The following is a 26,009-nucleotide window of genomic DNA, read 5'->3' on the forward strand; positions in this document are numbered from 1 at the left end:
ATAAAAAATACCAAAAATTATAAACGGTTATTCGTTTTTTACAAAAAAGATTAGTTTAATTACCACCATTTTTTATATTTAAGCCAAATAACCGAAATAACACAAATAATAACAAGCAGTATTATCAATCCAACAAAAGACCAACCTTCGCTACTAAAAGGAATACCCGCTAAATTGACACCAAGCAAACTGGTTAAAAACGTAATGGGTGTAAAAATAATGGTAAATAGCGACATTAAGTAAATTCGTTTATTGGTTGATTCGGCCAAAAAGCTATTAATCTGCTCCATAATAGAAGCTAACCGCAACAAACAGCTATCGATATCTGATACATAATGATTTTGTTGATAAGAAATGTCATGCAAGCGTTGACGATCGTTATCGTCAATCCACGATATTCTTTCAGTCGAAATCTTTACAAAAATATCGCGTTGTGGTGATAACAATCGGCGTAAGACGATCAACTGTTTACGAACGCGACCGATCTCTTTATAAGAAAAAATACGTTGGTTTAAAACAGATTCCTCTAACTTGATGATTTTATTGTGAACACTATCAAAAGACAAATTAACTTGATCACTAATTAAATCAGACATTTGAATCAACCAATCAGCAACATCTACAGGACCAATTCCCTTTTCTAGATGATCTTTTAATTCCGCAATAGCCGAAATTTGTTGATGCCGTGTTGAAATAATCATGTTATCAGTTATATAAAAACGAAAGGTAACAATAGGATCAGGGAGTTCATTGGGAATAAAATTAACACCTTTTAGCACGACTAAAACACCCGACTCAAAACGAATCTCTTTGGATATTTGCTTAGGTTTTACCAACTCATTTTTAATTAAATCAGGAACTAGGTTTGTGGTATTTATCCAATTAACAGTTTCTTGTTTAGCAAAGTCTAAATGAATCCAAAATGGTTGCGAAACAGAAGGCACACTATGTTCATTAAGCGGTATAGCTTTACCTTTACCATCTAACTGACAGCAAAAAGCTGGGTTAGCCTCTAAAAGATGAGAAACAGAAATAATACTTTCACTATTTTGATTCGTCATTATCAGCCCCATTTGTTACGATTTTTTTAAATTATATACTGAATTTAGATTAAAATGGAGCTACTAATGATCCTTGCCAAAATATTAGATATTGCTTACCATTTTTTTATAAAGAAAAGCTTCTCTATTATACGGGCAGTGACAATTCATTACTTTGTCGGTATTATATTGGGCATTTTATTATAATCGGTTAGGTTTAGTGTGAATATTCAACAATTATTAACGCAACGTGTTTCGCAAGCTATGATTATGGCAGGTGCAGATAAGAACTGCGACGCTTTAATTAAGCAATCAGCTAAAGTACAATTCGGTGATTATCAAGCTAATGGCATTATGTCTGTTGCTAAAAAAATGGGGATGCCTCCTCGAGAACTTGCTCAGACGGTTTTACAGCATCTTGATGTTGATGATATCGCTGAAAAAGTTGAAATTGCAGGTCCTGGTTTTATTAACATCTTTTTGAAAAATAGCTGGATTGCTGAGCAAAATGAAGTTGCTTTAAGTAGTGATAAGCTTAATATTACTTTACCCGCCAAACCGCAAACTATTGTGGTTGATTATTCGGCGCCTAATGTCGCCAAAGAGATGCATGTTGGACACTTGCGTTCAACTATTATTGGTGATGCTAGTGTTCGTGTTTTATCTTTTTTAGGGCATAATGTTATTCGTGCTAATCATGTTGGTGATTGGGGAACTCAATTTGGAATGTTAATTGCGTATCTTGAAAAGATGCAAAATGAACATGCCAATGATATGGATCTTTCAGATTTAGAATCATTCTATCGCGCCGCTAAAAAACATTATGACGAAGACGAAATTTTTGCCGAAAAAGCTCGTAATTATGTAGTGAAATTACAAGGTGGCGATGAATATTGTCGTGATATGTGGCGTAAACTAGTTGATATTACCATGACGCAAAATATTGCCACTTATAAACGTTTAAATGTTACGTTATCGCTTGAAGACACTATGGGTGAAAGCATTTATAACAGCATGCTACCTAATATTGTTGCCGATTTAAAACAGAAAGGGCTTGCGGTTGAAAGTGAAGGGGCAATTGTTGTTTTTCTTGATGAGTATAAAAACAAAGAAGGCGAACCGATGGGTGTTATCATCCAAAAAAGTGATGGTGGTTACCTTTATGCAACAACTGATATTGCTTGTGCAAAATATCGTTACCAAACGTTACATGCCGATCGTATCCTTTATTATACCGATTCCCGTCAACATCAGCATTTAGAGCAAGTTTGGGCTATTGTACATAAAGCTAAGTATGTGCCAGAATCGTTAAAACTTGAGCACCATATGTTCGGTATGATGCTCGGCAAAGATGGGAAGCCGTTTAAAACCCGTTCTGGCGATACTGTTAAATTAAATGATTTGCTAGATGAAGCATGTGAGCGTGCAACAACGTTAATTCGTAGCAAAAATCCTGATCTTTCTGAAAGTGAGCTTGCAAAAATTGTCGATGCGGTGGCTATTGGTGCAGTTAAATATGCCGATCTTTCAAAAAACCGTACTACTGATTATGTTTTTGATTGGGATAATATGTTGTCATTTGAAGGCAATACCGCACCTTATTTGCAATATGCTTATACCCGTGTGTTATCAATTTTTAAAAAGTCCAATATTTCCGAAAAGAGCTTAACAGCTAATATTAATTTGGAATCTGATAAAGAGCGTGCTTTAGCAACTCGTTTAATTCAATTTGATGAGACTATTTCAATCGTGGCAAGCGAAGGTACACCGCATGTGCTTTGTGCTTATCTTTATGAAATTGCAACGCTGTTTTCAAGTTTTTATGAAAACTGCCCTATTTTAGCAGCAGAAAACGAAAACCTGAAACAAAGTCGCTTAAAATTAGCTTCTTTAACAGCTAAAACACTTAAAACGGGTCTTGAGATGCTAGGCATTAAGAGTGTTGACAAAATGTAATTTGACCACCACCAATATAAATGCATTGGTGGTGTTTTTTAATACATGCTTTTTAAAATTTTGACTAAATATGTTTAGGTTTATTGTTCGTCATCAAAATAAGTTAATGGCTTTGTTGCTATTATTTATTACGATCTTTGTTATTCGTTTGTTACCACATGCCCCTCTTTCTGAATCACTCACTTTTTCAAAGCGCTATTATGATAATAATAACCAGCTAATTCGAATGACATTAGCCAATGATGAGCGTTATCGTTTATGGACGCCTTTGGAAGATATTTCACCTGATATTGTTAATGGTTTGTTGTTACACGAAGATCAGTGGTTTTATTATCATATTGGCTTTAATCCATTTAGTCTAATTAGGGCTTTTGGAGCAACCTATCTTGGTGGTGGAAATCGTCAAGGTGCTTCAACAATTACCATGCAGCTAGCGCGAATGCATTGGCGGTTAAATACTAAAACCATTGGTGGGAAGTTGCATCAAATTGCTAGGGCTATACAGTTAGAGTTGATGTATTCTAAACATGATATTTTAGAAGCGTATTTAAATTATGCCCCTTTTGGTCGCAATATTGAAAGTGTTGGCGCAGCGTCATTTATCTATTTTAATAAACCACCTTCACAAGTTAATTTGCCTGAGGCGTTAACTTTGGTGGTATTACCTCAATCACCAACATATCGAGTTGATCGAAAAACAGGATTTGCTGGCAAAGCGTTAGTTAAAGCAAGAAACCAATTATTTGAGCGTTGGCAAGAAAAATATTTTGTTGATAGCAATATTGCCGCTCTTTTTTCGCAAAAGCTGGTTTTGCGTCAACCAGAACGAATGCCTTTTGGTGCACCGCATTTTATTAATCAAATCATTCAACAACAGCATAGCGATGCTCAAGAAATTAAAACTACGTTAGATAATAATCTGCAAAAAATCATCAGTCGGCAAGTTAATTTGTTTATTGAGCGAAATCGTATAAAAGGTATTAATAATGCGTCGGTAATTTTGGTTGATACCCAAACAATGAAGGTTAAGGCGCTGATTGGCTCGGCTAATTATTTTGACAATTCTATTCAAGGTCAAGTTAATGGTACACTCGCTAAACGTTCACCTGGATCTACACTTAAACCGTTTATTTATGCGCTTGGTATTGACCAAGGTGTTTTACATCCTCGTACAATTTTAAAAGATGTAGCAACTGATTTTGGTTCATACACGCCAGAAAACTTTGATCGTAACTTTCGTGGTCCTATTTCGGCAACCGATGCATTAATTCATAGCCGTAATATTCCTGCTGTAGCGGTTGCCTCTAAATTACATAATCCTTCTTTTTATCAATTTTTGGTCAATGCCCACATCCAAAAACTCGCCGATGAGTCGCATTATGGTTTATCTTTAGTGTTAGGAGGTGGTGAAGTCACTGCACAAGAGTTAGTCGGGTTATATGCCATGCTAGCCAACGAAGGCCGTTGGCAGCCATTGCAATTTATTGAAACAACCGAGCAGCCTGAACCACAAAAGCTGTTAAGTCCACAAACAGCATTTATGACTATTGATATGTTGAAACAAAATACCCGCCCACAAGATGTACTTAGCAAAATGCAAAAAAAGGTGGTGCCAGTTGCTTGGAAGACAGGTACATCATGGGGATTTCGTGATGCTTGGACAGCAGGAACTTTTGGTAACTATGCAATGGTAGTTTGGCTTGGTAACTTTGATGGTAGTGGTAATAATGCCTTTGTAGGCGTCGATGCCGCCACACCGCTCTTTTTTAATATCGTTGAAAGTATTAAAGCTTATTATCCTAACTTGCGTGAGCCTAATCGCCCATTACCGCCAAATTTAAAGCGTATTGATATTTGTCTAACCAGTGGCAATCTACTGACTCAATGGTGCAAGGCAAAAGGTAAAACGTGGTTTATTCCGGGGGTATCACCAATTAATCCCGATACCATTTTTAGACCCGTTATGGTCGACAATCAAACAGGTAAAGCTGTTTGTCCTCCTTATGATTTAACAACCTCTCACTTAGCTGTTTTTGAATATTGGCCATCAGATTTAGCCGCTGTTTTTGCTAAAGCGGGAATTCCTAAAAAAGCGCCACCATCAACAAAACATTGTGGTTCATCACAAAATTTTTTAGGCGAACCGCCAAAAATAACTTCGCCTCTTAAAAATGTGGTTTATCAATTTAGAACCACTAAACAAAAAAATGAACAAATTAGTTTTACTGCTAATAGTGATGGTGATGTTAAATCACTTTATTGGTTTGTTAATAACAATTTTATTGGGCAAACCGATCCACGCAAGGCACTTAGCTGGATCCCAACACAAAGTGGAACTTTTAAAATTTTAGTGCTTGACGATATGGGACGAAGTGATTCACGGAATATAAAAATCGAACTGTTTGATTAATTAATATGGTAGTTAACCCCAAATGTTAACTACCATCATCCTTTAAGTCATATTACTTGTTTGGCAATATTTATCTCTAATCTATCAGTATGATCTTTAGCAAAGTTGGCAAATTCAACAAAATGTGGCGTTGTATTGTGAAAATCAATTGCCTACTGTGATACCCATGTTTCGATCACTATGAAGATATTTGAATTATCTATACTTTGATTTAGTTCATAGCGTAGACAACCAGCTTCAGCTCGACTACCTGCAACTAGCCGTTTAAATATTGGTTGAAATGCATCATAGAATTCTGGTTTAACAGTAATTGTGGCAATAATATTTAATTGACTCATGTTAGTAGCCTACCTATATTTCAAAATATAGTTATTAGTGTAGTATACGCTTGCTCCTGATAATATCCAAAAACAGTATTTAAGATTAATAATCTCATTTTTGTGACAACGAATTATTATTATTAAATAAATAGTTATGATTTTATTTCTTATTTTATTGGTAATTAACTTTATTAAAAACTATTTTTTGAAGTAAGAAATCTAAAAAATAATACTTTAACTATTTCATTTATTTATATATTTTATAAATTATAGTACTTGATATTAAAAATATTTTGGTTAGAATTTCTGCAGTTTTTTATCGATACGGTGTAAGCGCAATGATCAATTGTAACTCAGTAATCTTAATCATTAATATTATTGACTCCATTTTATCCTCCTTTTTGGGGGATTTTTTTTGCCTATTGCGCCTGATTTTATCAACTTCATTAAAAATGATTGAATTGTAGAGGCATATTATGATTGAACATAAAAACATGTTATTAACCACAAGAGACCAAAGTTTAAAAGCCTATTTAATGAATAATATTAAGCAAAATGGCGGATGGGTTAATGCACATATGCATGCTGATCGTGCTTTTACTATTTCGGTTGATAGTTTTGATGTCTATCAAAAACAAACTTTAATTGAAAAATGGGATACATTAGATAAAGTCAAAGCATCAATGAGCGAAGATGATTACTATCGTCATTTTAGTATGGCGGTTGAACGTATGATTGAGCAAGGCGTAAGTGCCATGGGATCATTTGTTGATATTGACCCAATTGCAGAAGAGCGGGCAATTAAAGGTGCCTTAAGAGCACGAGAAACTTATAAAAATGACATCACCATAAAATTAGTTAATCAAACACTAAAAGGTGTTATTGATAAAGAAGCACGTTATTGGTTTGATAAAGGGGCTGATTTAGTTGATATTATTGGTGGTTTACCACGTCGTGATGAGCGTGATCATGGTGAAGGTATGGGACTTAAACATCTTGATGTGTTAATGCAAACAGGTAAGTCATTGGGCAAAATGGTGCATGTACATGTTGACCAATTTAACTCACAAGATGAAATCGAAACAGAACAACTTACCGACAAAACTCTTGAGCATGGTATGCACGGGCGAGTTGTTGCCATCCATAGCATTTCTATCACTGCGCATAGTTTAGAATATCGCCAAAAACTCTACAAAAAAATGAAAGAAGCCAAAATGATGGTTATTGCTTGTCCTTTTGCTTGGATCGATAGCCCTCGCCGTGAAGAACAAGGCCCTACTCGTAACTCATTAACCCCTGTTGATGAACTGGCGGCTGCGGGTATTCCTGTTGCTATTGGCACAGATAATGTTAGTGATTATATGTTACCATTTTCAACGGGTAATATGTGGGAAGAACTTAAATTGTTAGTAACAGGATGCCGTTACACTGATTTGGATAATGTGGTTAATGTGGCAACTAAAAATGGGCGAATGGTGCTAGGTATTGATTGATTTGGGGTAGAATCAGCTTGTAATTCCCTCCTTAAAATAGTAAAGCCCCAAAAGTAGGGAATTATCTATAATACAAGTAAAGTAGGATTAGAACACGAAAACAAACTGCGTAATTTTTACGTAAGCTATGCCATCACTATTGCTATTTATTCGACTGTTCATTTTTAGGTTATATTTTGTAAAAAATATTCAGGAGTCTATACCGTTTGGTGATAAAAAACATGAAAAAACAATTAGATAAAAAAAGCAAGTTTTTAAGTTATGTATTAAGACATCAACCAGAAGCCATTGGTATAACCTTAAATATTGAGGGATGGGTCGATATTAATAAACTGATCTTACAAGCTAATCAACATGGCGAATCTATGACTAGGGAATTGATAGAAGAAGTTATCAAAACAAGTGATAAAAAGCGTTTTACTATTTCAGATGATGGTTTAAAAATACGAGCCGCGCAAGGTCACTCAACACAACAAGTAAAAATTAATCATATAGAACAAGTTCCCCCCAAATTTCTATATCACGGCACCGCAACACGTTTTATTGATTCAATTAAAGAAAAAGGATTAATTGCCAGCGATCGCCATTATGTTCATTTATCGATTGATGAACAAACCGCAAATACCGTAGGAAAACGACACGGTAAACCAATTGTATTAAAAGTAAAATCATTACTAATGTATCAACAAGGCTTCAAATTTTATTTAGCCGATAACGGTGTTTGGCTAACTGGTACTGTCCCAAATACTTTTTTAATCTTTGACTAAATATGATTTAATCCAGACTGAACTTGTTAATATTTAACGAATTAAAGCAAACCTGCAAATAAATAAAAGATAACATTCAGTTTACTCATTGAACACTCATTTACTAAAATGAGCATCAATGAGTAAGTCGTTTTTATTCAATTAAGTTTGAGTTATGGCATTTATAGCAATTATAAATATGAAAGATCTCGAACCATATCTTCTAGATATACTTTTAACTCTGTTAATTGCTGTTCTTTTGCCGCTTGAAGTAAGCTATCTTTACTTTGTAATGTTCCTTCGCTGTAATTACGCAAATTTGCTGGTACATTGCCAGAATAGATATAATCATGCTTTGCAGATGTTTTAACAATATTAAATGATTTACTGTAACTATAGATGCCATGAGCCTCAATTTCAGTCGTCAAGGTAAGTTTATTGCTGTGAGTCACCGTTTGTAAATTAAATGGTTGATCTTTATAGGTCTTGATTTGATTTTTATTGCCGTTTTCGTCAGTAATTTCAACATATTTATCAAATACTTTTTCGGTTTTGGTTTCATTGTTAACCGATTGCCCCAGATCAGAAAATTCAACATTTGTTTTGACACGGATTGTGACATCCGCTTGACTAGGTTCATAAATAATAAATTCTATAAAGTCTTTACTTAATATATCTAGTACATAAGATTTTAATTCTAAAGAATTATAATAAACTTTTATTTTCCCTTTTTTCTTGTAATTTTCTGCTTGTGAAGTTGCATCACGAAAATATCCATATTGTCGATAAGCCGAAGCTGCTGATGCATAGTATTGAGCTACTTCTCGGAATTGATAACGGTGAGTTGCTGCTTTTGCTAGTTGTTGAGCTTGATTGTAAGCGATTTCGGCTTGTTGTTGAGAATATTTTCTATCATTATCAATAGAAAGTTTGTCGCTATCTTTGTACTTGCCAAGCGGTTTATATACAGCCGAGGCATTATTAAATGCGTCCGATGCCGCTTTATAGTCACCTTGCTTTTCTAATATTTTTCCTTGATCATAATACTCTTTAGCGGCAAGTTGCATATATTTGGTGTTAGCATTTTTGTATAGCGCTTCAATGTTTTTGTAATTATATAGTTCTAAACCTTTTTGATATAATTCTGCTTTTTGTTGATAGCTTTGGCTATCTTTGCCTGTTATAGAGTTACCATAATCATAATATTGTTTAGCAATGATTTGTTCTAGCTTTGTGATATCGTATTTATCATTGAAAAAACTGACCGTTTGGCTATAAAAACGATCTCTTAACATCATTTTCATCTTAAGTAGGCATTGATAAATATCAATACGATTTTTGTAATCGTTGCTTGGGGTGTTAGCTAAATTAGTTTCGTAATGAGCCATAATATTACTGACCATCGTTCTTAATTTTTCAGCTTTATCTTTATCAAATTTTGCTTCGCCTTTTTCTTCAATACTATTTGTTAATAAACTTATACTTTCTAAATATTTTCCTTCTTTATAGGCCTGTTCAGCGGTACGAACATGGCAAGCTGTTAAAAGAAAAATAAATAACATTGTTATGGCTATCCTCATAATATTTCCTTTTAGTAGGTTTTAACTAAATTACCAATTCATTGCAAATAAAACTATTTTATTAGTTGTAACTAATTAAATTAGCCAATAATGATTACAGATTAGCTTATAAAAAACTTTAGATAATTCATTAACTTTTTTTGCTAAATAACAATTAAATCAAAATTAATAGATTATTATGGAAATAATAGAAGATTAGATAATGGTGCGAAAAACTCTCAATAAGGTCCATTTTATTGAGAGTAGAAAATGCTATTTTCTGGTTGTTTTTTTGGCTGTGGCTTGACGCGGTGAACGTTGGGCTTTTGATAAATTGGCTAGTTTAGCTCGTTTAGGGCGCTGCAACCGTTTGTCGGATGAGTTTTTGACAAAGCTTTTTTCTTGCTGTTGCATACCTACGATTTGGCGTAGATAATTGACCGATTCAATATCTAACTCAAGCCAAGTTCCGCGTGATAATCCTTTTGGTAACGATATATCGCCATAGCGGATTCGTAATAATCGACTAACCTGCACGTCTACCGCTTCCCACATGCGGCGTACTTCTCGGTTACGACCTTCAGTTATCACCACATTAAACCACTGATTAATTCCGTCACCCCCTTGTGCTTTTATTGATTGAAATGAGGCGGGACCATCTTCTAGTTGTACTCCTTTACGTAGCTGAAAAATTTGTTGATCAGTGACTTTCCCAAATACTCGCACTGCATATTCACGCTCAATCTCGTGCCGTGGATGCATTAGGCGATTAGCTAGTTCACCATCGGTTGTAAATAATAATAAACCCGAAGTATTAATATCAAGCCGACCGATATTAATCCAACGTGCATTTTTTAATCTAGGTAAACGTTCAAAAACAGTTGCCCGTCCTTGCGGATCATTGCGTGAACAAATTTCGCCTTCTGGTTTGTAATAAACGAGTACTCGGCAAACTTCTTTTTCTTTGCTTCTAAGTTGAATCAGATATCCATTGATACGAATTTTCGGATTGGCATTAACATCAACCCGATCGCCTAATGAAGCAATTTTACCATCTACACTGATTTTACCGTCTGCAATCATTGCTTCAATTTCTCGGCGCGATCCATTACCTAAATTAGCTAATACTTTTTGGAGTTTTTCAGTATTATCATGCGTTGATTTTTTACGTGTAACAGCTGGTAAGCTTGAGGTTTTTGGTTTTTCGTAGGGTTGCTTTATTTTTGCTTTAACGCTATTTGTCTTTTTGCCAAGTTGTGGGAATGCTGATTTACTATTTTTCATAAAATCCTCGCTGTTACCTTCTCAGGTATCAATTTTCTATTAACTATATTGTCGATATATTGACAATAAAAAATGAACATTTATTCGAATGGCTTAGTGTCTCCACTTCCTTTACGAATAATTGTTGGATAGTCATTAGTCAAGTCAATTACACTAGTAGGTTGTTGACCTATATAACCACCGTGCAAAATCGCATCAAGTTGATGACCTATTTTATCTTCTATTTCGTCGGGATCGGATTGCGCTTGGTCATCATTAGGTAAAATTAATGTCGCAGTCATTAATGGCTGTCCTAATAATTCGAGCAACGCTAAATCAATTTTATTATCAGGAATTCTTAGTCCAATTGTTTTGCGTTTTTCATTCATCAATCGACGGGGTACTTCTTTACTTGCCTGTAAAATAAAAACATATTTACCTGGGGTATTATTTTTTAGTAACCGAAAAGTTATGTTATCTACAAAAGCATAACTAGATAGTTCAGAAAGATCACGGCACATCAAGGTAAAATTGTGATTTTTATCAAGTTGACGAATTTGACAAATTCGATCAACACCCGATTTATTGTCTAGTAAACAACCCAATGAATATCCTGAATCAGTCGGAAAAGCGATAACACCACCATCATTTAATATGTTGACAACTTGATTTAATAATCGAGTTTGCGGATTATCAGGATGAATATAAAAAGTTTGACTCATAATTTTCTTCTATATCAATATTATTGTTAATCTGATTTACATGATTAAATTTTATATCGTTAACCTTATAGTGAAGCACGAATATAAATGGATTTTAATCCAGATTTATTTAGAGTTTCCAATTATGCCAAATTGGTGTAACACTACCAGGCAATGGGGTTGTTTTACCTAAATCTAAATAGGTGTCAACACCATGAAAATCCGATCCTTGTGATGCCAATAGTTCAAATTCATTGGCTAATCTAGCTAATTTTTGTAAATCATCTTGCGTTTGCCTACTTTGTGAAACTTCAATTGCATCACCACCACTAGCTTTAAACTCACTTATTAATAATTTCAATTTAGTTAAAGTTAGATCATAGCGACTTGGATGCGCAAGTACTGCTTGCCCTCCTGCAGCATGAATGGCACTAACCGCATCTAAAATACTACACCATGTTGCAGGTACATAAGCATAACCACCTTTGCCTAAGTAAGTTTTAAACGCACGTTTAACGTCTTTAACATAGCCGTTAGCAACTAAAAATCTTGCAAAATGGGCACGCGAAACAATGTCTCCTTTTGCAAATTGTTGTGCTTGTTGATAAGCGTTTTCAATACTAACTTTAGTTAATTTATGGCTTATAGCCAACGCTCGATCGATTCTTCCTTGTTCTTGTGATGATAGCAGTGTCGTTAACTCAGGATGTGCAATATCCATATTTAACCCAACAACATGGATTTCGTTGTTTTTCCAAGAAGTTGATATTTCAACACCACAAGCTAATTTAATAGGTAAATTTTCGGTAATAATCGTTTTTTGAGCTTCAGGTAAACCTTTAACGGTGTCATGGTCGGTAATAGCCAAAATAGCAATTTGGTTATCTACAGCTCTTTTGACAAGAGCGCTAGGTGTTAAGAGACCATCCGATGCTGTAGTATGTGAATGTAAATCAACGATCATTTTTTTCTCGAAAATTATTTTGAAACGTGTAATATACCACACAATTTGCATGACCACTAAAAGGTATATTATGAAAGATCAAATTCGCCTTGCTCAACAAGATACTAGCGCGATTATTGAGGAACTATTAGAAGATGGTAGCGATCCTCATGCACTTTATATCATTGAGCATCACATTTCATCACAAGATTTTGATAAATTAGAAAAAGTAGCAGTAGAAGCCTATAAATTGGGTTATGAAGCAACCGATCCCGATGAAGATATTGACGATGCTGGCAATGTTGTTATCGCTTTTGATATTGTTACCGAAAGCCCACTCAATGCCGAACTAATAAATGCACAAATTGCAGAAATCATCACACTTACTACCCAATTTGGCGTCACTTATGATGGTTGGGGCACTTATTTTGAAGATGGGAATGATGACAATTTTGATGAAACTGAGCTAATGAAAACGCTTCATTAAATATCATCAATTCCCTTTCTTAGGCTTTATTCTTATCCAGTAAATGGATAAGAATATCAATATTTAAAAACTTAATTTAGCTGTTCTATACGACTTGTTCTTTTTTGATCTGGCGAAATACTACGAACAAAAATAGTATCATCTTTATTAATGGCAACTGGATCACTATAACGTTTCCAATCTTTTCCGTTATTGGTTGAATATTCAATGTTTAACCCTGGAAATACAATATTAGCGTTTAATTTACCATTTACAATTTTTGCACCAGGAATAGGTAATCGATAATTTATACTTGCAAGATCAAGTTTAGCTAGCTCTCTTTGTCCAAGTAAATTAGCAAAGCGATTCCAATCATCATGTAACGCTTTGCTATCTACATAATGTGTTTCACCTTGCTGATATTGGCGATCTTTTTGATAAGCCATCTCCCAATCCCCTTGATGCCAAGACCTTTCAGCAACCGCTAGTAAACGAGGAAAAGCCATATATTGCATTTTGTTATCACTACGGATATCTTCAGTCCAAATTTGTGCTGATAGCCCATAAGCACCGGGCCAATTCATGGTTCCTTTAGCTGTAAATGAGTTACCATCACGATCAACCGATGTTTCAGCATTTTGAGGTAAATTATTGGGTGCAAAGCTAAATATTTTACGCTCATCATTAAAACGTGTTGCCCAATAGTAACCACTCTCTTTTGGATTCACTTCATATGGCATATCTAAATAAACATAGTCTGGATTAGAGATAATTACTTGATAACCTTTATTTGTCCATTCATTAACCGAATCAAATCCTCCCCAATATAAGGTGTCCCAAAAGTTAACTGTCACTTTATCAACCGCAAAAGATTTGGCATTTTCGGCATGTTTCATGCCATCTTGCCATGCTTGCATATGGTTTATGCCATGATCTTTAATAATGGTACTGACTTGTTGTGCAAAATAACTTGGTAGATGTTCAATATCTTTTACCTTTCCTTTTGACACAAAGGTTTGGCAGGTTTGAGATTTTGCCCATGGATGATCTTCTATGCTTTGATCTATCGTTCCTTTAGTATCACTTTTATCTTTTACTTGTAGATCTTGATAACCTGCGCCTAAACGGATATTTTTAGCCTCATCACCACCAAAATGCCAAGTATTAAGCGGTTGCCCTGCTTCAATATGCATTTTTGCGATTTCATCGATAACTTTATTAACAAAGCGTTTAGATGAATCAAGACAAGGATTCAAATAGCTTAAGCGATTATAAAATTGTACCGTTGTGGTATTGGATGTATCGGTTGGATCAACTAAACGATACTCATTAGCTTGTTGCTCTTTTCCTTCATTTATTAGGCGTTTATAACGTGCTTCCATTGATACTATTGCGGCTCTAGCATGTGCTGGCATATCAATTTCAGGTATGACCTCGATAAAACGTGCTTTTGCATATTTGACAATTTCAATGTAATCATTACGACTTAAAAATCCCGATCCACTTGTATTACTATCAGGTCCCGAACCTAATTGTGGTAATAAACAATTTTGCTCTGACAAATCATGACAACGTTTACTACCGATATCGGTTAGCTCAGGTAATCCAGGAATTTGAATTCGCCAACCTTCATCGTCACTTAAGTGAAAATGAAATTTATTCATTTTATATTTTGCCATTTGATCTAATAAACTTAATATGGCTTGTTTAGATTTAAAATTACGCCCAATATCAAGCATAATTCCTCGATAAACAAAACGTGGCGAATCAACAGCATTTAGCATTGGTATTGAATTTGAATGATTTACGGGAATGATAGATAAAATGGATTGAATGGCATAAAAAATCCCTGCTTCATCATAAGCGGTGATTAATGTCTTATCATTTTTAATATCTAATTGATATGATCCTACTTTTCCTTGTTCGAATTGTTTAGGATCAATCGTTGCTTTTATTTGATAACCTTTTCCTGTTACTGCAATGTTTAATGCTTTAAATTGATCCTGTAAAATAGCTAAACTTTCTTGATTTAAACCATTAAGGATCAAATTAACTCCTTGCTGATCAATCGTAACATCCTCTTTACCTATTGTAAGTTTGCTTGGTGTTGGTAGAATTTGCCCTCGTAACGATAATTCAGATAATTTATTAATATCGGCGTTATATTCAAAACGGTTAGCAGGCGTCATTAAAATATTTTGATCATCAGCCGTTCTTTTCCATTGTTGTTTTATTGGTGCAACAAATGCCGATAAATTGTCAGAATCCGTGTTAGTGTTAGCAATAATTTTGGGTTTAGCATCACTGGAAGTTACATACCAACGTGGCATAACATCACTTTCACTTACAATCCAATATTCCCCAATAATTGGAATATTCACCGTTGTATTGGCAGGAAAACCAGTGAACTTTTCTGTTGGCTCGAGCTTATGTAAATCACCTGTAATATGGGTGATTTTAAACTGATCATTGTCTACAGCTAGAATCATTCTGATATTATCAAAATAGATAGCCCAATCTTTATTATTAATGGCTGTTCCAGTATTTTTAATTGAAATCATGACGTTATTACAAGAAGCCCAATCAGCACCTAAAGCTGAACAGTTAACGCCATTTGCGCCAGCTTGATTGTCGACGACTTCATATTTAACATTAAGTTGAGAACTAATCAAATCAGCAATTTGTTGAGAAGCATGTACTGATTGGATCGCACATATATTTAACAAAGAAAGGATTGAAGTTGCTAATATCGTTGCCTTAATCTTTTTCATCTTTTTTACCTATTTTTGTTTAGCACTAAAAACAGTGAATGGAATTGTAACAATAAATTTAATGTCCCGTTCATCTTGAAAGATATTACCGTATCCACCACCCCAGCTCGGTATATTTGAATGGTTATTATATTTGGTATAGTGCAATTGGAAGGTTGTATCTTTTGCCCAACTTTTTTGCACGGTATAACCTAAATCAAAGTTATATGCAGATTCAATCAAACGCTGTTTTTGATTGTATTGACGATTAGTGCTAGGTTTTGCATCCCAACCATAGGCATAAGACGCACCTGTTTTCCAACCCGCTAAATAATGAGATAGGTGACTTAAATCATAAGTCACTTCAGCAAACAGGGCTTTTTCACCATTGGCATTGAAGTCTGAGCGAGAATTCCACCATATATCTAAACGACCATTTGATGAAGCATAATCAGGTGTCATACGTTGTAAAAAGAATCCCTGTTCTCCATCAGCTTTAACCGAAACGCCTTCAAATCGTAGACCGATAGCACCAACTTGATAGCCTAATGTTGCTGCTTGCAACCACGCTAAGCCATCATATACATCTGTACCTTTATGCGATTGATCTTTAGCGCCATAAAATTGGTAGCTCATAATCATAGGATTATCAAACACTTCCATTTTATAAGATACTTTACCAAAAAATTGGTTCATATAATTTTGTGCTTGTCCAAATGCACTTTCTAATACTAAGTCATTTTTAAAGTCATACTTCAAACCGGCAGAATGTAAATAATCAATTTTTTTACCTTTTCCCCACTGTTTAAATTCATAAAGCCGTTTATACCAAGGTGCTTTATATTTATCACTCCACATATATGACATCGACAATGCTCCAGCGCTATCAAAATCAAGCGTTGACCCTACCTCAAAACCTCGATAAGTACCTGGCAATAAACTCCAGTGTGGTGCAAGTAACGTTTGACCTGAGGGTTGAATATAACCTGCTTTTACCCAAAATAATTCGTCAATTTTGAAATTTGCTTGTGCTTTATAAAAGCTCAGTCCACTGACATCTTTCTTCCAATCCTCATCCCAACGGGTATGAGCACCACTAAATCCTATTTCATTTGGGTGTCCATTACCGCCATTACTGACTTCCCAAGCGCCATAACCACCAAGTTCAATAGCAAATTTGTCGGCAATATAGCCAGAACGATAATCCAAATTACTATTAAATGTTGATTGTCTAATATTGCTTTTATATTTATTGGTTTCTATATCTTTACGGTCACGATCACGATTCCAAAAAAAGACGTTACCAGTTAATGAAGCATCATCGAAAAAATGATTTTCATAGACGGCATCAACTGGAGTTACCCCCATTAAAACAGAAAAAGAAAAAATAAGTTTAGTTAAAAGATTTAATCGGTTAGGTATCATTTTTGCATTATAAATATTCATATTTATTTTCCTAAAATAATGAAATTATGCTATTTAACTTACAGTAAAACTTATTAACATATGATTATTATTAATAAATTGAACTTCAAAGTAACTTTTATTTTAAATATTTGAAAACTAAGCTTTATTTAGGAACATATTTAAATTCAGATATGAGGTAAATATGTATTTTTATAATGCATAAACATATTTTATCTAGCAAATTAAACACTCTAAATCGTGATCATAATCACTAAAAAAATCAATTTTTATGCAAATTTTTAGATAAAAGTCACAACTTTTTTTATTGTGAAAAATAATATGACGGGCTTTTTTTAGAGTTTTTTAAACTTATGACGGTATAGAATCCTGAATATTTTTTACAAAAATATCACCTAAAATATAAACCTTTGTATAAATATCCCATTGTAAATGACCAACCCACGTACAAAATTACGTTAGTATTAATCATTAAAGTCACACTATTTAATGTGTTATGACGATTTTGGAAGATGTTAATGAATATGTTCTAGATGAACGTTTGGTGTCAATATTTAGTCTATCACCAATTTTATTTATAATATCAACACGCTACCTATGATTTAGGATATGGCATTTTTTATGTATATTTATTACTGTGGTTGAAAAATTGAAAATTAAAAAGTAAGTAATTTCTAAAGATTAATAACGTAAAATGACCACATAACCAAATAAAAAAGAGAAATCACATTTGGTTTCTCTTTTTTATTAATATGCTAAAAATACCGTTTACTTTATAATAAATAACGTTTTTTTAATTGTAGCTAAATAATTAAACTCTTAGTGTTCAGTATCAATTTCATCAAAACTTTTTACTAGTTCATCAATGGCTTTCATCTGTTTTAAGAAAGGTTCCAATTTTGCTAGTGGTAACGCTGACGGTCCATCACATTTTGCATGACTTGGATCTGGGTGGGATTCTAAAAATAACCCAGCAATACCAACAGCCATGCCCGAACGTGCAAGTTCTGTTACTTGACCACGACGTCCACCTGATGCTGCTCCCATAGGATCACGGCATTGAAGAGCATGAGTAACATCAAAAATAACTGGTGACCCTTTGCTTGCTTTTTTCATAATGTTAAAACCAAGCATATCAACCACTAAGTTGTCATAACCAAAACAGCTACCACGATCACAAAGGATGATTTGATTGTTACCAGCCTCTTCAAATTTTTCAACAATATTGCCCATCTGCCCTGGACTGACAAATTGTGGTTTTTTGACATTAATTACTGCGCCTGTTTTAGCCATTGCAACAACTAAATCCGTTTGTCTTGCTAAAAAGGCAGGTAATTGAATTACATCAACCACATCAGCAACGGGTTGACATTGTGCTTCAGTATGTACATCAGTAATAATTTTAACGCCAAATTGTTGTTTAAGCTCTTGGAATATTTTTAGCCCTTCTTCTAATCCTGGTCCACGATAGGAATGAATTGATGAGCGATTTGCTTTATCAAAAGACGCTTTAAAAATATAAGGAATATTTAGTTTATTGGTAACGGTGACATAATGTTCACAGATTTTCATCGCCAAATCACGAGATTCAAGCACATTCATACCACCAAATAGTACAAAGGGTAGATCATTAGCGACAGTAATGTCACCAATGTTTACTTTTTTTTGCTGCATCATAAAATTTTCCTAGTTAAGGTTTAAACCAGCGACCAAGGGTGACCCTATCATTACCACTGTAGTCGGTGAAGGTTTCTACTAATTGAAATCCGTGTTGTTTAAAAACAGTTTGCACTGCCTCGCCTTGTTTCCAACCATGTTCTATTAGTAACCACCCATATTGGTTTAAGTGCTTAGTTGCACCTTGTACAATTAGTTTAATATCAGCTAAACCATCATCTTCAGAAACTAATGCACTTCTTGGTTCATAACGAACATCGCCTTGTGATAAATGAATATCAGTTGGTTCAATATAAGGCGGATTACTAACAATCATTGAAAATTTGCGGTTTTTTATTGGTTTATACCAATCACCTTGCAAAAAGTAGACATTATTTACCCCTATTTGGGCTGCATTTTGTTGCGCTAATATCAGAGCATCTTTATTTTTTTCAATAGCGGTAAATAAACAATCTTGGCGCTCGGTGGCCATAGCAATAACTATTGCGCCTGTTCCCGTGCCAAGATCCAATACTTCACAAGGCACTTTAGGAAGGTACTCTAAACCTAATTCAACTAATTTTTCGGTATCTGGTCTAGGTATTAAAGTGGCATTAGAAACATTAAACTTTAAAGACCAAAACTCTTTTTCGCCAGTTATATAAGCGATAGGCTCACCATTTTGCCTACGTTTTAAACATTCAGATAATGCAATTAACTGATCATCAGTCAGTAATGTTTCACTAAACGCCATTAAAAATGTTCGTGTTTTTTGCGTAACAAAACTCAGTAAAATTTCAGCATCTCGCTTTGGACTTTCACTATCTGACAAGGTTTGAGATGCATTTTTAAGCCATTGTAAGTATGTCATTCATCTTGTTCCGATAAAGCTGCTAGTTGATCGGCTTGATATTCCTGCACAATCGGATCGATTAGCATCTCTAATTTCCCTTCCATGACTTCGTCTAAACGGTAAAGCGTTAAATTAATTCGATGATCGGTTACTCGACCTTGTGGATAGTTATATGTTCTGATTCTATCTGAACGATCGCCTGAACCTAATAGATTTCGACGTGTTGAAGCCTCTTCTTGTTGACGCTTGCGTAGTTCTGCATCTTGAATTCTTGCGGCTAAAACTGACATCGCTTTAGCTCTGTTTTTATGTTGCGATCGTTCATCTTGACATTCAACAACGATGCCCGTAGGAATGTGGGTAATACGAATAGCAGAATCTGTTGTATTAACATGCTGACCACCTGCGCCAGATGAACGATAGGTATCAATTTTTAAATCAGCGGGGTTGATTTCGGGCATTTCTGCTTCAGGGACTTCTGGTAAAACAGCAACAGTACAAGCAGATGTATGAATACGACCTTGAGATTCTGTTTCTGGCACACGTTGAACTCGGTGTCCACCAGATTCAAATTTTAAATTACCATAAACACCATCCCCACTAACTAACATAATAACTTCTTTATAGCCACCATGTTCACCATCATTTGCACTCATAATCTCAACACGCCAATTCCGTGATTCGGCAAATCTTGTATACATTCGTGCTAAGTCGCCAGCAAAAATAGCCGCTTCATCGCCACCAGTTCCTGCTCTAACTTCGACAAAACAATTATAATCATCATTAGGATCTTTAGGTAATAGTAAAACTTGTAGTTGCTTTTCTTGTTCTTCAACTCGACTTAATGCTTCGTTTAACTCCTCTTGGGCCATTTCACTCATTTCAGGATCAGATAGCATCATTTTAGCTGTCTCGATATCCTCTTGTGTTTGCTTCCAATCAGAAAAACACTTAACAACCCCTGTTAATTGTGAGTATTCTTTAGACAAAGTGCGAAAGCGATTTTGATCCGCAATAACCGAAGCATCAGACAATAATGCTTGAACTTCTTCATAACGCTCTTGTAGCATTTCTAATTTGTTGATAATTGAAGATTTCATAAAAATATATTTTAGATGATATAAATTAATTAAATTTGCGAAACATTATATACTTAATCACTTTTAAAATACAGTTTGAGCTAGCTATCAGACTTATATCGCATAAACAATATATAGCATGGTGAGAGGATAAACCGTAATATTATAGACATAATAAGAAGTATTTTATAAACTTAATGTTGATTTATTTGGGGCTTGGTGTTACAGTTAACAAATTATTTTGTAACAATTTTTATTCCTCATCAATTACGTTAACTAAATTCTACGACAGGATAAATTTTAAAATCTGAAAAAATGATAATTGAAATTGAAAGTTTTTATGGTGATACATTAATTTCAGGCAAAGCTTCATCAATAGGGCAGCTAAAATCGCGTATGATGAAAGTTCTCAATGATGTAGGTTCCGAAAATTTTACTCACATATTTTGCTTTCGTTATGGTTATCAAATTTATCCGTATAATAAAAATATTGCTGTAGACTATGTGATTGATTTAGATATTTACCATGTTTATCAGCCTTACCATTAATCCCTACTGATTAATTTAGTTTCAAAAATTTCTCAAAAAAACTAGATAAAATGATGTGCGTCTAGATTTAAAAGTACTAAAAAAGGCGCAACAGGAAAGGCGTGTTCAAATATTCAATTTTGCTCAGCTAATTTTCCTACATAGTTTAAATCATTTTTATTTCTCCATTTTCAGGTTTTAAATCCAACCCAAACGGGTCAACTTCCGAATTAGAGTCAAACTGTAACTATCCCCTAAAATAGTACAGCAAAAAAGTAGAAAATTCTCTATGATAAAAGCAAAGGGGATTTAATTATGAAAAAAATGACTGTGTAAATACCCATGTGTGAATGCATTTTTCGCCCACAGCAGCTCCGTTGTATTTCAGAGGATGGACTGGCACTTCTCGATAAGCTCAACGCTTAAATAAAAAAGCCAACTTTTTTATGTTGGCTTTTGGGTTTTATTTTGAATATATTTTGTAGAAAATTAATTTTTCAATATGTTTTTTACCTTTCAAGTATACACTAATTCTACTATTGACCAATGACAACTACATAAAAATATATTAGTATTATGTCTTATTATTTTATCTACATTAATATTATCAATACCACCAAAATATTTACCTTCTAACTTAAAATATAATTCATGAAAATGATAATCAGTTACTTTTTGCTCTATTATTTTAAATCCATGATTCAAAAAAATATTAACTAATATACTAATTGGTTCACAGACCTTAATATCTTCTACTTCCATAATTTTTAAAATAAATCAATTGTATTTCCCACTGGCTTTAAAACATCACTAAAATTATCAACAAAATATTGTACGGCTCCACCATCTCCTAAATGAGGATTAGCTTTAACTATAGAAGTAGCTACATCTGTATCCTTTAGTACTTCGTATGCTTGAACTTTCGATCTGTAACCAAATACATCATGTGCCTTAACTTGAGCACTTTTCCATAAGGCTTCTTTTGAACCTTTTGCAGCTTCTAAACTTGCTTTAGATAAATAAAATTCTGACTGTCCAGGAACCCCTCCATAAATAATATCACCTTTTTTTAGCTTTCCTACTACCCAGTCGTCGATACCTGGATAATCTCCCTGACCTTGCCACTTAGACGCCTTCTTTACTAATTCATCTAAAGAACACTCACTTAACCCAAACGGATCCACCCAAGCATTGCTATCATGCACATACGCATAAAAATTCGGGTTATTACCTGCTAACCCTATCGGATCTTGGCTAATATATAAGCCGGTTTCAGGATTATAATATCGGAAACGATTATAATAAAGCCCCGTTTCAACATCCTCAGAATTTGGAGATAGAATTAACCGTCACTTTTAACGGATAAATACACAGAATTTAGGATACGGTCGTTTTATTATTATTTTTTGACTTTGTTATTTAATAATTCTTACATCCACTTTCTCTTTTAAACTATCTATTAAAGTGTAATCAGTAATTTTTTTACACTTTTCAATGAGTAATTTTTGTAGTGATTTCAATTCTTTTATAGCTTGTATATCCTCTAAAATGCTGTTTCTCGCTAATAATAATTCTTTTATTGGAAGCATTTCTATACCTGCTAATGCTTCTATTTTCGAACTATAAATATGAACAATTTGCAATTTTTGTAATTCTGACAATTCTTTAAGATTTGTATTAGGAAGTTTTGAAATCACCAAACTTTGCAAAGTGTGTGTATTATTCAAATTTATTAGCCCTTTCCAATATTCACTACCTAAATGTTTAATTTTAGGGAATTTTGAAACATCTATTTTGAATTTTTGTTTATCCAAATAGAGCTTTTCCAAATTTTCAAGAAAATATATTCCCTCTGTATTAATTGCATTTCCAATAGTGCTTAATGATAAAATCTTTAGCTGTGTAGAAATTTTCTCAAACACTTTAAAATCTATTTTAACATCGCTATTCTCTCTCCCCAATATCCCTCTTAATTGAATTTGAGAAACTTTCATTCGAATGGCGTAATTTATCCCCTCTTCTAAATCGTTTGAATGAATTATTAAATACTTTCCATTCAAATTTTCTCTTATTGTTTTATCTAATGACATTTTATTCCTTTTCCTTTTTGATTATTAAATTTGGTTTCAAAGTCATCTGCTTTTTTTACAATATCATCGTATAGCGATTTGTTATTTAGTTCTGCGTCTTTTAGGAGCTTTTCTCCTGGTGAATTGATTGAGTTTTTAAATGTTGGGTCTTTTACAGCATTATTTCTTCTAATTAGTTCTGCTTCTACCATTAATCCTATTTTGTCATCCCCAAAATCAACGTGTATTCCTTGAGTCACATTAGCTTTACCTCCAACTCTTTGTTTCATTGAAGTATACATTCTATCTTTTGCTCCCTTACCAATATACCAATCTGTACCGTCAGTAAACATATATGTACCTGTTAACCCAAATGGGTCTATCCAAGTGTTGGCATCATGAACGTAATTATACAAAGCCATACCGCCTGCTAACCCTATCGGGTCTTGGCTTATATAAGTTCCTGTATTACTGTCGTAATACCTAAACCGATTATAATAAAGCCCGTCTAGTTCTTGGTCTTCATACTGCCCCGGTTGCCGGAATGGAATGGAAAACTTATCTTCTTAAAAAAATAACTTTAAAAAGTTGACTTGTTTATTTCTACTCTTCAGCTTTTATTAATTGTTACCTATTTAAAAAAATATCTAAACTAGATTTAAAACTCTCATCTTTAAATTGTTTCTTCTTTTCTATTAAATAATTATTTGCTTTGATATATATATCTTCTTTACAATTAATACTTAATATTTTATCATTATTTACCTTATTTATTATTAGAAATTGACTATTCTTATAATCAAAAATAATATCTTTTACAGATACAGCACCTTTTTTTGAATTATTAAAATTATAATAATATTGAAAAGTTACATGTTCTTTTGAAATATTAATAAAGCCACACTTTTTTTCTTTAACCTCAGAAAAAATTTTTAATGTAAAAGAATCGTAACCCTTATCATATTGATAGGATTTTATATAAAACTTAGGTTTAGAAAATGAGAACATAATTAATAAATATATTATTAAAAAAATTATTATTGAAATTAACTTGGACATTTTATTTTAGGTTTTAATGAATTTATTTTTTTAGCTAATGAAGCGGGCGTAATCCATTTATACCAAGGCATTTTCATTTCTTTTATACCTGCTGCTTGAGATGCACCATACGCAAAACTTGCACATTGTCTATTACGCAAATTATATCCTTTTGTTCCATTTTCAACATCAAAATTATCAACATACTTTTTTAAATTAGACATTTGCATATCATCTAAATCGAATGATATAGAGGTTAATTCAGAACTTCTTAAATGAGAGGTATCTGGACTTACTAATGTACCCTCCATTTTAGAGAAAAATAGTCTTGGAAGGTCTCCTTTTTCAAATCCTATATTATCAGCTGTTCCTGGCCATTGACCTATATAAGTTGTTTTTCCATTCTCAGTAACACCAATGAAAGCATGCCCTATAGGATCTCCATTTGGGGAGTCTGAGAATATAGTTAATATCCCACTTAACCGGAACACATCAACCATCGTATTCGAATCATGCACATATGCATAAAAATTCGGGTTATTACCTGCTAGCCCGATAGGGTCTTGACTTATATAAGTTCCTGTATTACTGTCGTAATACCTGAAACGATTATAATAAAGCCCCGTTTCAACATCCTCAGAATTTGGTGACAGGATCAACCGTCACTTTTAACGAATAAATACACAAAATTTGGGATGGGGTCTTTTATTCGAAAAAATCTGGTTGTTGTTGATTACCTTCTTTTATAAAACCAATTCCATTTATTCCTATCTTGTTACACAAATCAACAAAAGTTTCATCAACAATAATAATTGATTTTGATTCTTGCATTCTGCAAATATGAACGTTTTGCAAATTCTCTTTATTTAGGTACAAAACAATTATTTTAATAGGACTATTAGGAACATTTTTAATTAATGGACGGACTTCTGACCTAGAATAATCTATGCACTCTATAACTTTTAGTAAATTTAAAACATAAAACGAGTTTTCTATAATTCCATTTTCTGAAGAAACTATAGTAGCAGGTAAAAATTCACAATCATTACCTAATAATCGCTCAAATTCTGTCTTAAATTTTGTACTTACCAAAGGAGCTCCAATCGTTGGTAGAATATCATAGTTTAGCAGATACTTATCTATTTTATCTACGGTATATTTTATTGGATTGCTTTTCCCAAAGAATACTCCATTTTCTAATTCTTTTTTATCTGAATTTCCATCAAATGAAAAGAAAACATCTCGCTTATAAAAAATTGAAAGCCTATAATAATTCATAAAAATTAACCTTTACAATGTAATTTAATTTTACCTTTTCTTAAATCCTGTCTTGTATCATTAATCAAATTTTGCATAGCATCGTGATATTGCTCTTTTGTCCAATTATTTTCTTTCCCAAAAGACACTAAATCATCTAATTGTACTCTCATGTCAGCATTGTATTGAGCATGGAGTTTATTGTATCCGCTATGGATTGATCTTATTGGATGAAATTGTCTATCTGTTGGCAAATAAATAGTATTCTTCATATTATGTATGTCATATCCACTAAGTTTAAATATCTCATGTGGTTTCGCTCCTTCAGCAAGTGATTTCGGAATAATATGATGTAATTGAAAACCATCTATCTTGGGCATATTATGTAATAGTCTCTACTTAATCTGACATTTAAGTTGTTTTATAACACAAAAGGAGAGTCAGAAATGAATCAAAC

At 33.6% G+C, this 26,009-nt stretch carries 24 protein-coding genes and 3 pseudogenes; 6 read left to right on the plus strand and 21 right to left on the minus strand.

The features are described from left to right. Positions 1-59: 59 nt before the first annotated feature. Positions 60-1,061, minus strand: a complete 1,002-nt coding sequence (gene zntB / locus GA0061080_RS06900; protein WP_167349198.1) for a zinc transporter ZntB — start codon at positions 1,059-1,061, stop codon at positions 60-62. Positions 1,062-1,262: 201 nt separating this feature from the next. Here zntB and argS point away from each other — a divergent pair, with 201 nt between their 5' ends. Then, on the plus strand, positions 1,263-2,996 hold the full coding sequence (argS, locus tag GA0061080_RS06905; RefSeq protein ID WP_091123141.1) for an arginine--tRNA ligase: 1,734 nt from the start codon (positions 1,263-1,265) through the stop codon (positions 2,994-2,996). Positions 2,997-3,066: 70 nt separating this feature from the next. Beyond that, positions 3,067-5,406, plus strand: a complete 2,340-nt coding sequence (gene pbpC / locus GA0061080_RS06910) for a penicillin-binding protein 1C (protein ID WP_091123144.1) — start codon at positions 3,067-3,069, stop codon at positions 5,404-5,406. A gap of 152 nt (positions 5,407-5,558) precedes the next feature. Here the strand turns inward: pbpC and GA0061080_RS06915 are convergent, their stop codons facing one another. After that, a complete protein-coding gene (locus GA0061080_RS06915; protein ID WP_091123147.1) occupies positions 5,559-5,744 on the minus strand; it encodes a putative quinol monooxygenase in 186 nt (61 codons plus the stop codon). 458 nt (positions 5,745-6,202) lie between these two features. Between GA0061080_RS06915 and GA0061080_RS06920 the strand changes: the two genes are divergently transcribed. Beyond that, positions 6,203-7,219 (plus strand): amidohydrolase family protein, encoded by a 1,017-nt coding sequence (locus tag GA0061080_RS06920; protein ID WP_209435762.1) that lies wholly within the window; start codon positions 6,203-6,205, stop codon positions 7,217-7,219. A gap of 221 nt (positions 7,220-7,440) precedes the next feature. After that, a complete protein-coding gene (kptA, locus tag GA0061080_RS06925) occupies positions 7,441-7,986 on the plus strand; it encodes an RNA 2'-phosphotransferase (RefSeq protein WP_091123150.1) in 546 nt (181 codons plus the stop codon). A 170-nt stretch (positions 7,987-8,156) separates the two neighbouring features. Here the strand turns inward: kptA and GA0061080_RS06930 are convergent, their stop codons facing one another. From GA0061080_RS06930 to rnm, 4 genes are all read right to left on the minus strand, one after another. Continuing rightward, positions 8,157-9,527 (minus strand): hypothetical protein, encoded by a 1,371-nt coding sequence (locus GA0061080_RS06930; protein ID WP_091123154.1) that lies wholly within the window; start codon positions 9,525-9,527, stop codon positions 8,157-8,159. Positions 9,528-9,797: 270 nt separating this feature from the next. Next, positions 9,798-10,808, minus strand: a complete 1,011-nt coding sequence (rluB, locus tag GA0061080_RS06935) for a 23S rRNA pseudouridine(2605) synthase RluB (RefSeq protein WP_091123157.1) — start codon at positions 10,806-10,808, stop codon at positions 9,798-9,800. Between the two features lie 80 nt (positions 10,809-10,888). Further along, positions 10,889-11,509 carry an L-threonylcarbamoyladenylate synthase gene (locus tag GA0061080_RS06940; protein ID WP_091123161.1) on the minus strand — a complete coding sequence of 207 codons (621 nt, stop codon included), beginning with the start codon at positions 11,507-11,509 and terminating at the stop codon, positions 10,889-10,891. Between the two features lie 109 nt (positions 11,510-11,618). Further along, positions 11,619-12,452, minus strand: coding sequence for an RNase RNM (gene rnm, locus GA0061080_RS06945; RefSeq protein WP_209435763.1), 834 nt, complete (start codon positions 12,450-12,452; stop codon positions 11,619-11,621). 70 nt (positions 12,453-12,522) lie between these two features. On the opposite strand from rnm, the gene rraB reads away from it, so the two are divergent. Then, the gene (rraB, locus tag GA0061080_RS06950) at positions 12,523-12,918 is read left to right on the plus strand and encodes a ribonuclease E inhibitor RraB (RefSeq protein WP_091123166.1); all 396 of its coding nucleotides are present in this window, start codon (positions 12,523-12,525) and stop codon (positions 12,916-12,918) included. A gap of 71 nt (positions 12,919-12,989) precedes the next feature. Here the strand turns inward: rraB and GA0061080_RS06955 are convergent, their stop codons facing one another. The 5 genes from GA0061080_RS06955 to prfA form a co-directional block, all read right to left on the minus strand. Continuing rightward, positions 12,990-15,668 carry a beta-N-acetylhexosaminidase gene (locus tag GA0061080_RS06955; protein WP_091123169.1) on the minus strand — a complete coding sequence of 893 codons (2,679 nt, stop codon included), beginning with the start codon at positions 15,666-15,668 and terminating at the stop codon, positions 12,990-12,992. 9 nt (positions 15,669-15,677) lie between these two features. Then, positions 15,678-17,015 (minus strand): OprD family porin, encoded by a 1,338-nt coding sequence (locus tag GA0061080_RS06960; RefSeq protein ID WP_369332955.1) that lies wholly within the window; start codon positions 17,013-17,015, stop codon positions 15,678-15,680. Between the two features lie 876 nt (positions 17,016-17,891). Continuing rightward, complete coding sequence (kdsA, locus tag GA0061080_RS06965; protein ID WP_065560258.1) at positions 17,892-18,746, minus strand: 3-deoxy-8-phosphooctulonate synthase; 855 nt, start codon at positions 18,744-18,746, stop codon at positions 17,892-17,894. Positions 18,747-18,762: 16 nt separating this feature from the next. Further along, positions 18,763-19,599, minus strand: a complete 837-nt coding sequence (gene prmC / locus GA0061080_RS06970; protein WP_091123177.1) for a peptide chain release factor N(5)-glutamine methyltransferase — start codon at positions 19,597-19,599, stop codon at positions 18,763-18,765. After that, positions 19,596-20,681: a peptide chain release factor 1 gene (gene prfA / locus GA0061080_RS06975; RefSeq protein ID WP_065625827.1), complete on the minus strand. Its 1,086-nt coding sequence runs from the start codon at positions 20,679-20,681 to the stop codon at positions 19,596-19,598. Before prfA ends, prmC begins: the two co-directional genes overlap by 4 nt. 294 nt (positions 20,682-20,975) lie before the next feature. On the opposite strand from prfA, the gene GA0061080_RS06980 reads away from it, so the two are divergent. Continuing rightward, on the plus strand, positions 20,976-21,209 hold the full coding sequence (locus GA0061080_RS06980; protein ID WP_091123181.1) for a hypothetical protein: 234 nt from the start codon (positions 20,976-20,978) through the stop codon (positions 21,207-21,209). Between the two features lie 495 nt (positions 21,210-21,704). Here the strand turns inward: GA0061080_RS06980 and GA0061080_RS06985 are convergent, their stop codons facing one another. The 10 genes and pseudogenes from GA0061080_RS06985 to GA0061080_RS07020 form a co-directional block, all read right to left on the minus strand. After that, on the minus strand, positions 21,705-21,950 hold the full coding sequence (locus GA0061080_RS06985; protein WP_091123185.1) for an AraC family transcriptional regulator: 246 nt from the start codon (positions 21,948-21,950) through the stop codon (positions 21,705-21,707). Positions 21,951-21,955: 5 nt separating this feature from the next. Then, positions 21,956-22,372 carry a hypothetical protein gene (locus GA0061080_RS06990; RefSeq protein WP_245174450.1) on the minus strand — a complete coding sequence of 139 codons (417 nt, stop codon included), beginning with the start codon at positions 22,370-22,372 and terminating at the stop codon, positions 21,956-21,958. Between the two features lie 42 nt (positions 22,373-22,414). Then, positions 22,415-22,531: pseudogene (locus GA0061080_RS13290) on the minus strand (RHS repeat-associated core domain-containing protein); the annotation flags it as partial. A 72-nt stretch (positions 22,532-22,603) separates the two neighbouring features. Then, the gene (locus tag GA0061080_RS06995; RefSeq protein ID WP_091123191.1) at positions 22,604-23,278 is read right to left on the minus strand and encodes a hypothetical protein; all 675 of its coding nucleotides are present in this window, start codon (positions 23,276-23,278) and stop codon (positions 22,604-22,606) included. Then, positions 23,269-23,679, minus strand: coding sequence for a hypothetical protein (locus tag GA0061080_RS07000; RefSeq protein WP_245174452.1), 411 nt, complete (start codon positions 23,677-23,679; stop codon positions 23,269-23,271). Before GA0061080_RS07000 ends, GA0061080_RS06995 begins: the two co-directional genes overlap by 10 nt. A 3-nt stretch (positions 23,680-23,682) precedes the next feature. Continuing rightward, positions 23,683-23,808 (minus strand): annotated as a pseudogene (locus tag GA0061080_RS13295) (RHS repeat-associated core domain-containing protein); the annotation flags it as partial. Between the two features lie 76 nt (positions 23,809-23,884). Beyond that, positions 23,885-24,316, minus strand: coding sequence for a hypothetical protein (locus GA0061080_RS07005; protein WP_091123199.1), 432 nt, complete (start codon positions 24,314-24,316; stop codon positions 23,885-23,887). 455 nt (positions 24,317-24,771) lie between these two features. Continuing rightward, positions 24,772-24,933 (minus strand): annotated as a pseudogene (locus tag GA0061080_RS13300) (RHS repeat-associated core domain-containing protein); the annotation flags it as partial. A 67-nt stretch (positions 24,934-25,000) separates the two neighbouring features. Beyond that, on the minus strand, positions 25,001-25,573 hold the full coding sequence (locus GA0061080_RS07015; protein WP_091123207.1) for an imm11 family protein: 573 nt from the start codon (positions 25,571-25,573) through the stop codon (positions 25,001-25,003). 5 nt (positions 25,574-25,578) lie between these two features. Further along, positions 25,579-25,932, minus strand: coding sequence for an AHH domain-containing protein (locus GA0061080_RS07020; protein ID WP_245174453.1), 354 nt, complete (start codon positions 25,930-25,932; stop codon positions 25,579-25,581). Between the last annotated feature and the right edge of the window lie 77 nt (positions 25,933-26,009).

Source organism: Gilliamella intestini, assembly GCF_900094935.1.
Taxonomy (GTDB): domain Bacteria; phylum Pseudomonadota; class Gammaproteobacteria; order Enterobacterales; family Orbaceae; genus Gilliamella; species Gilliamella intestini.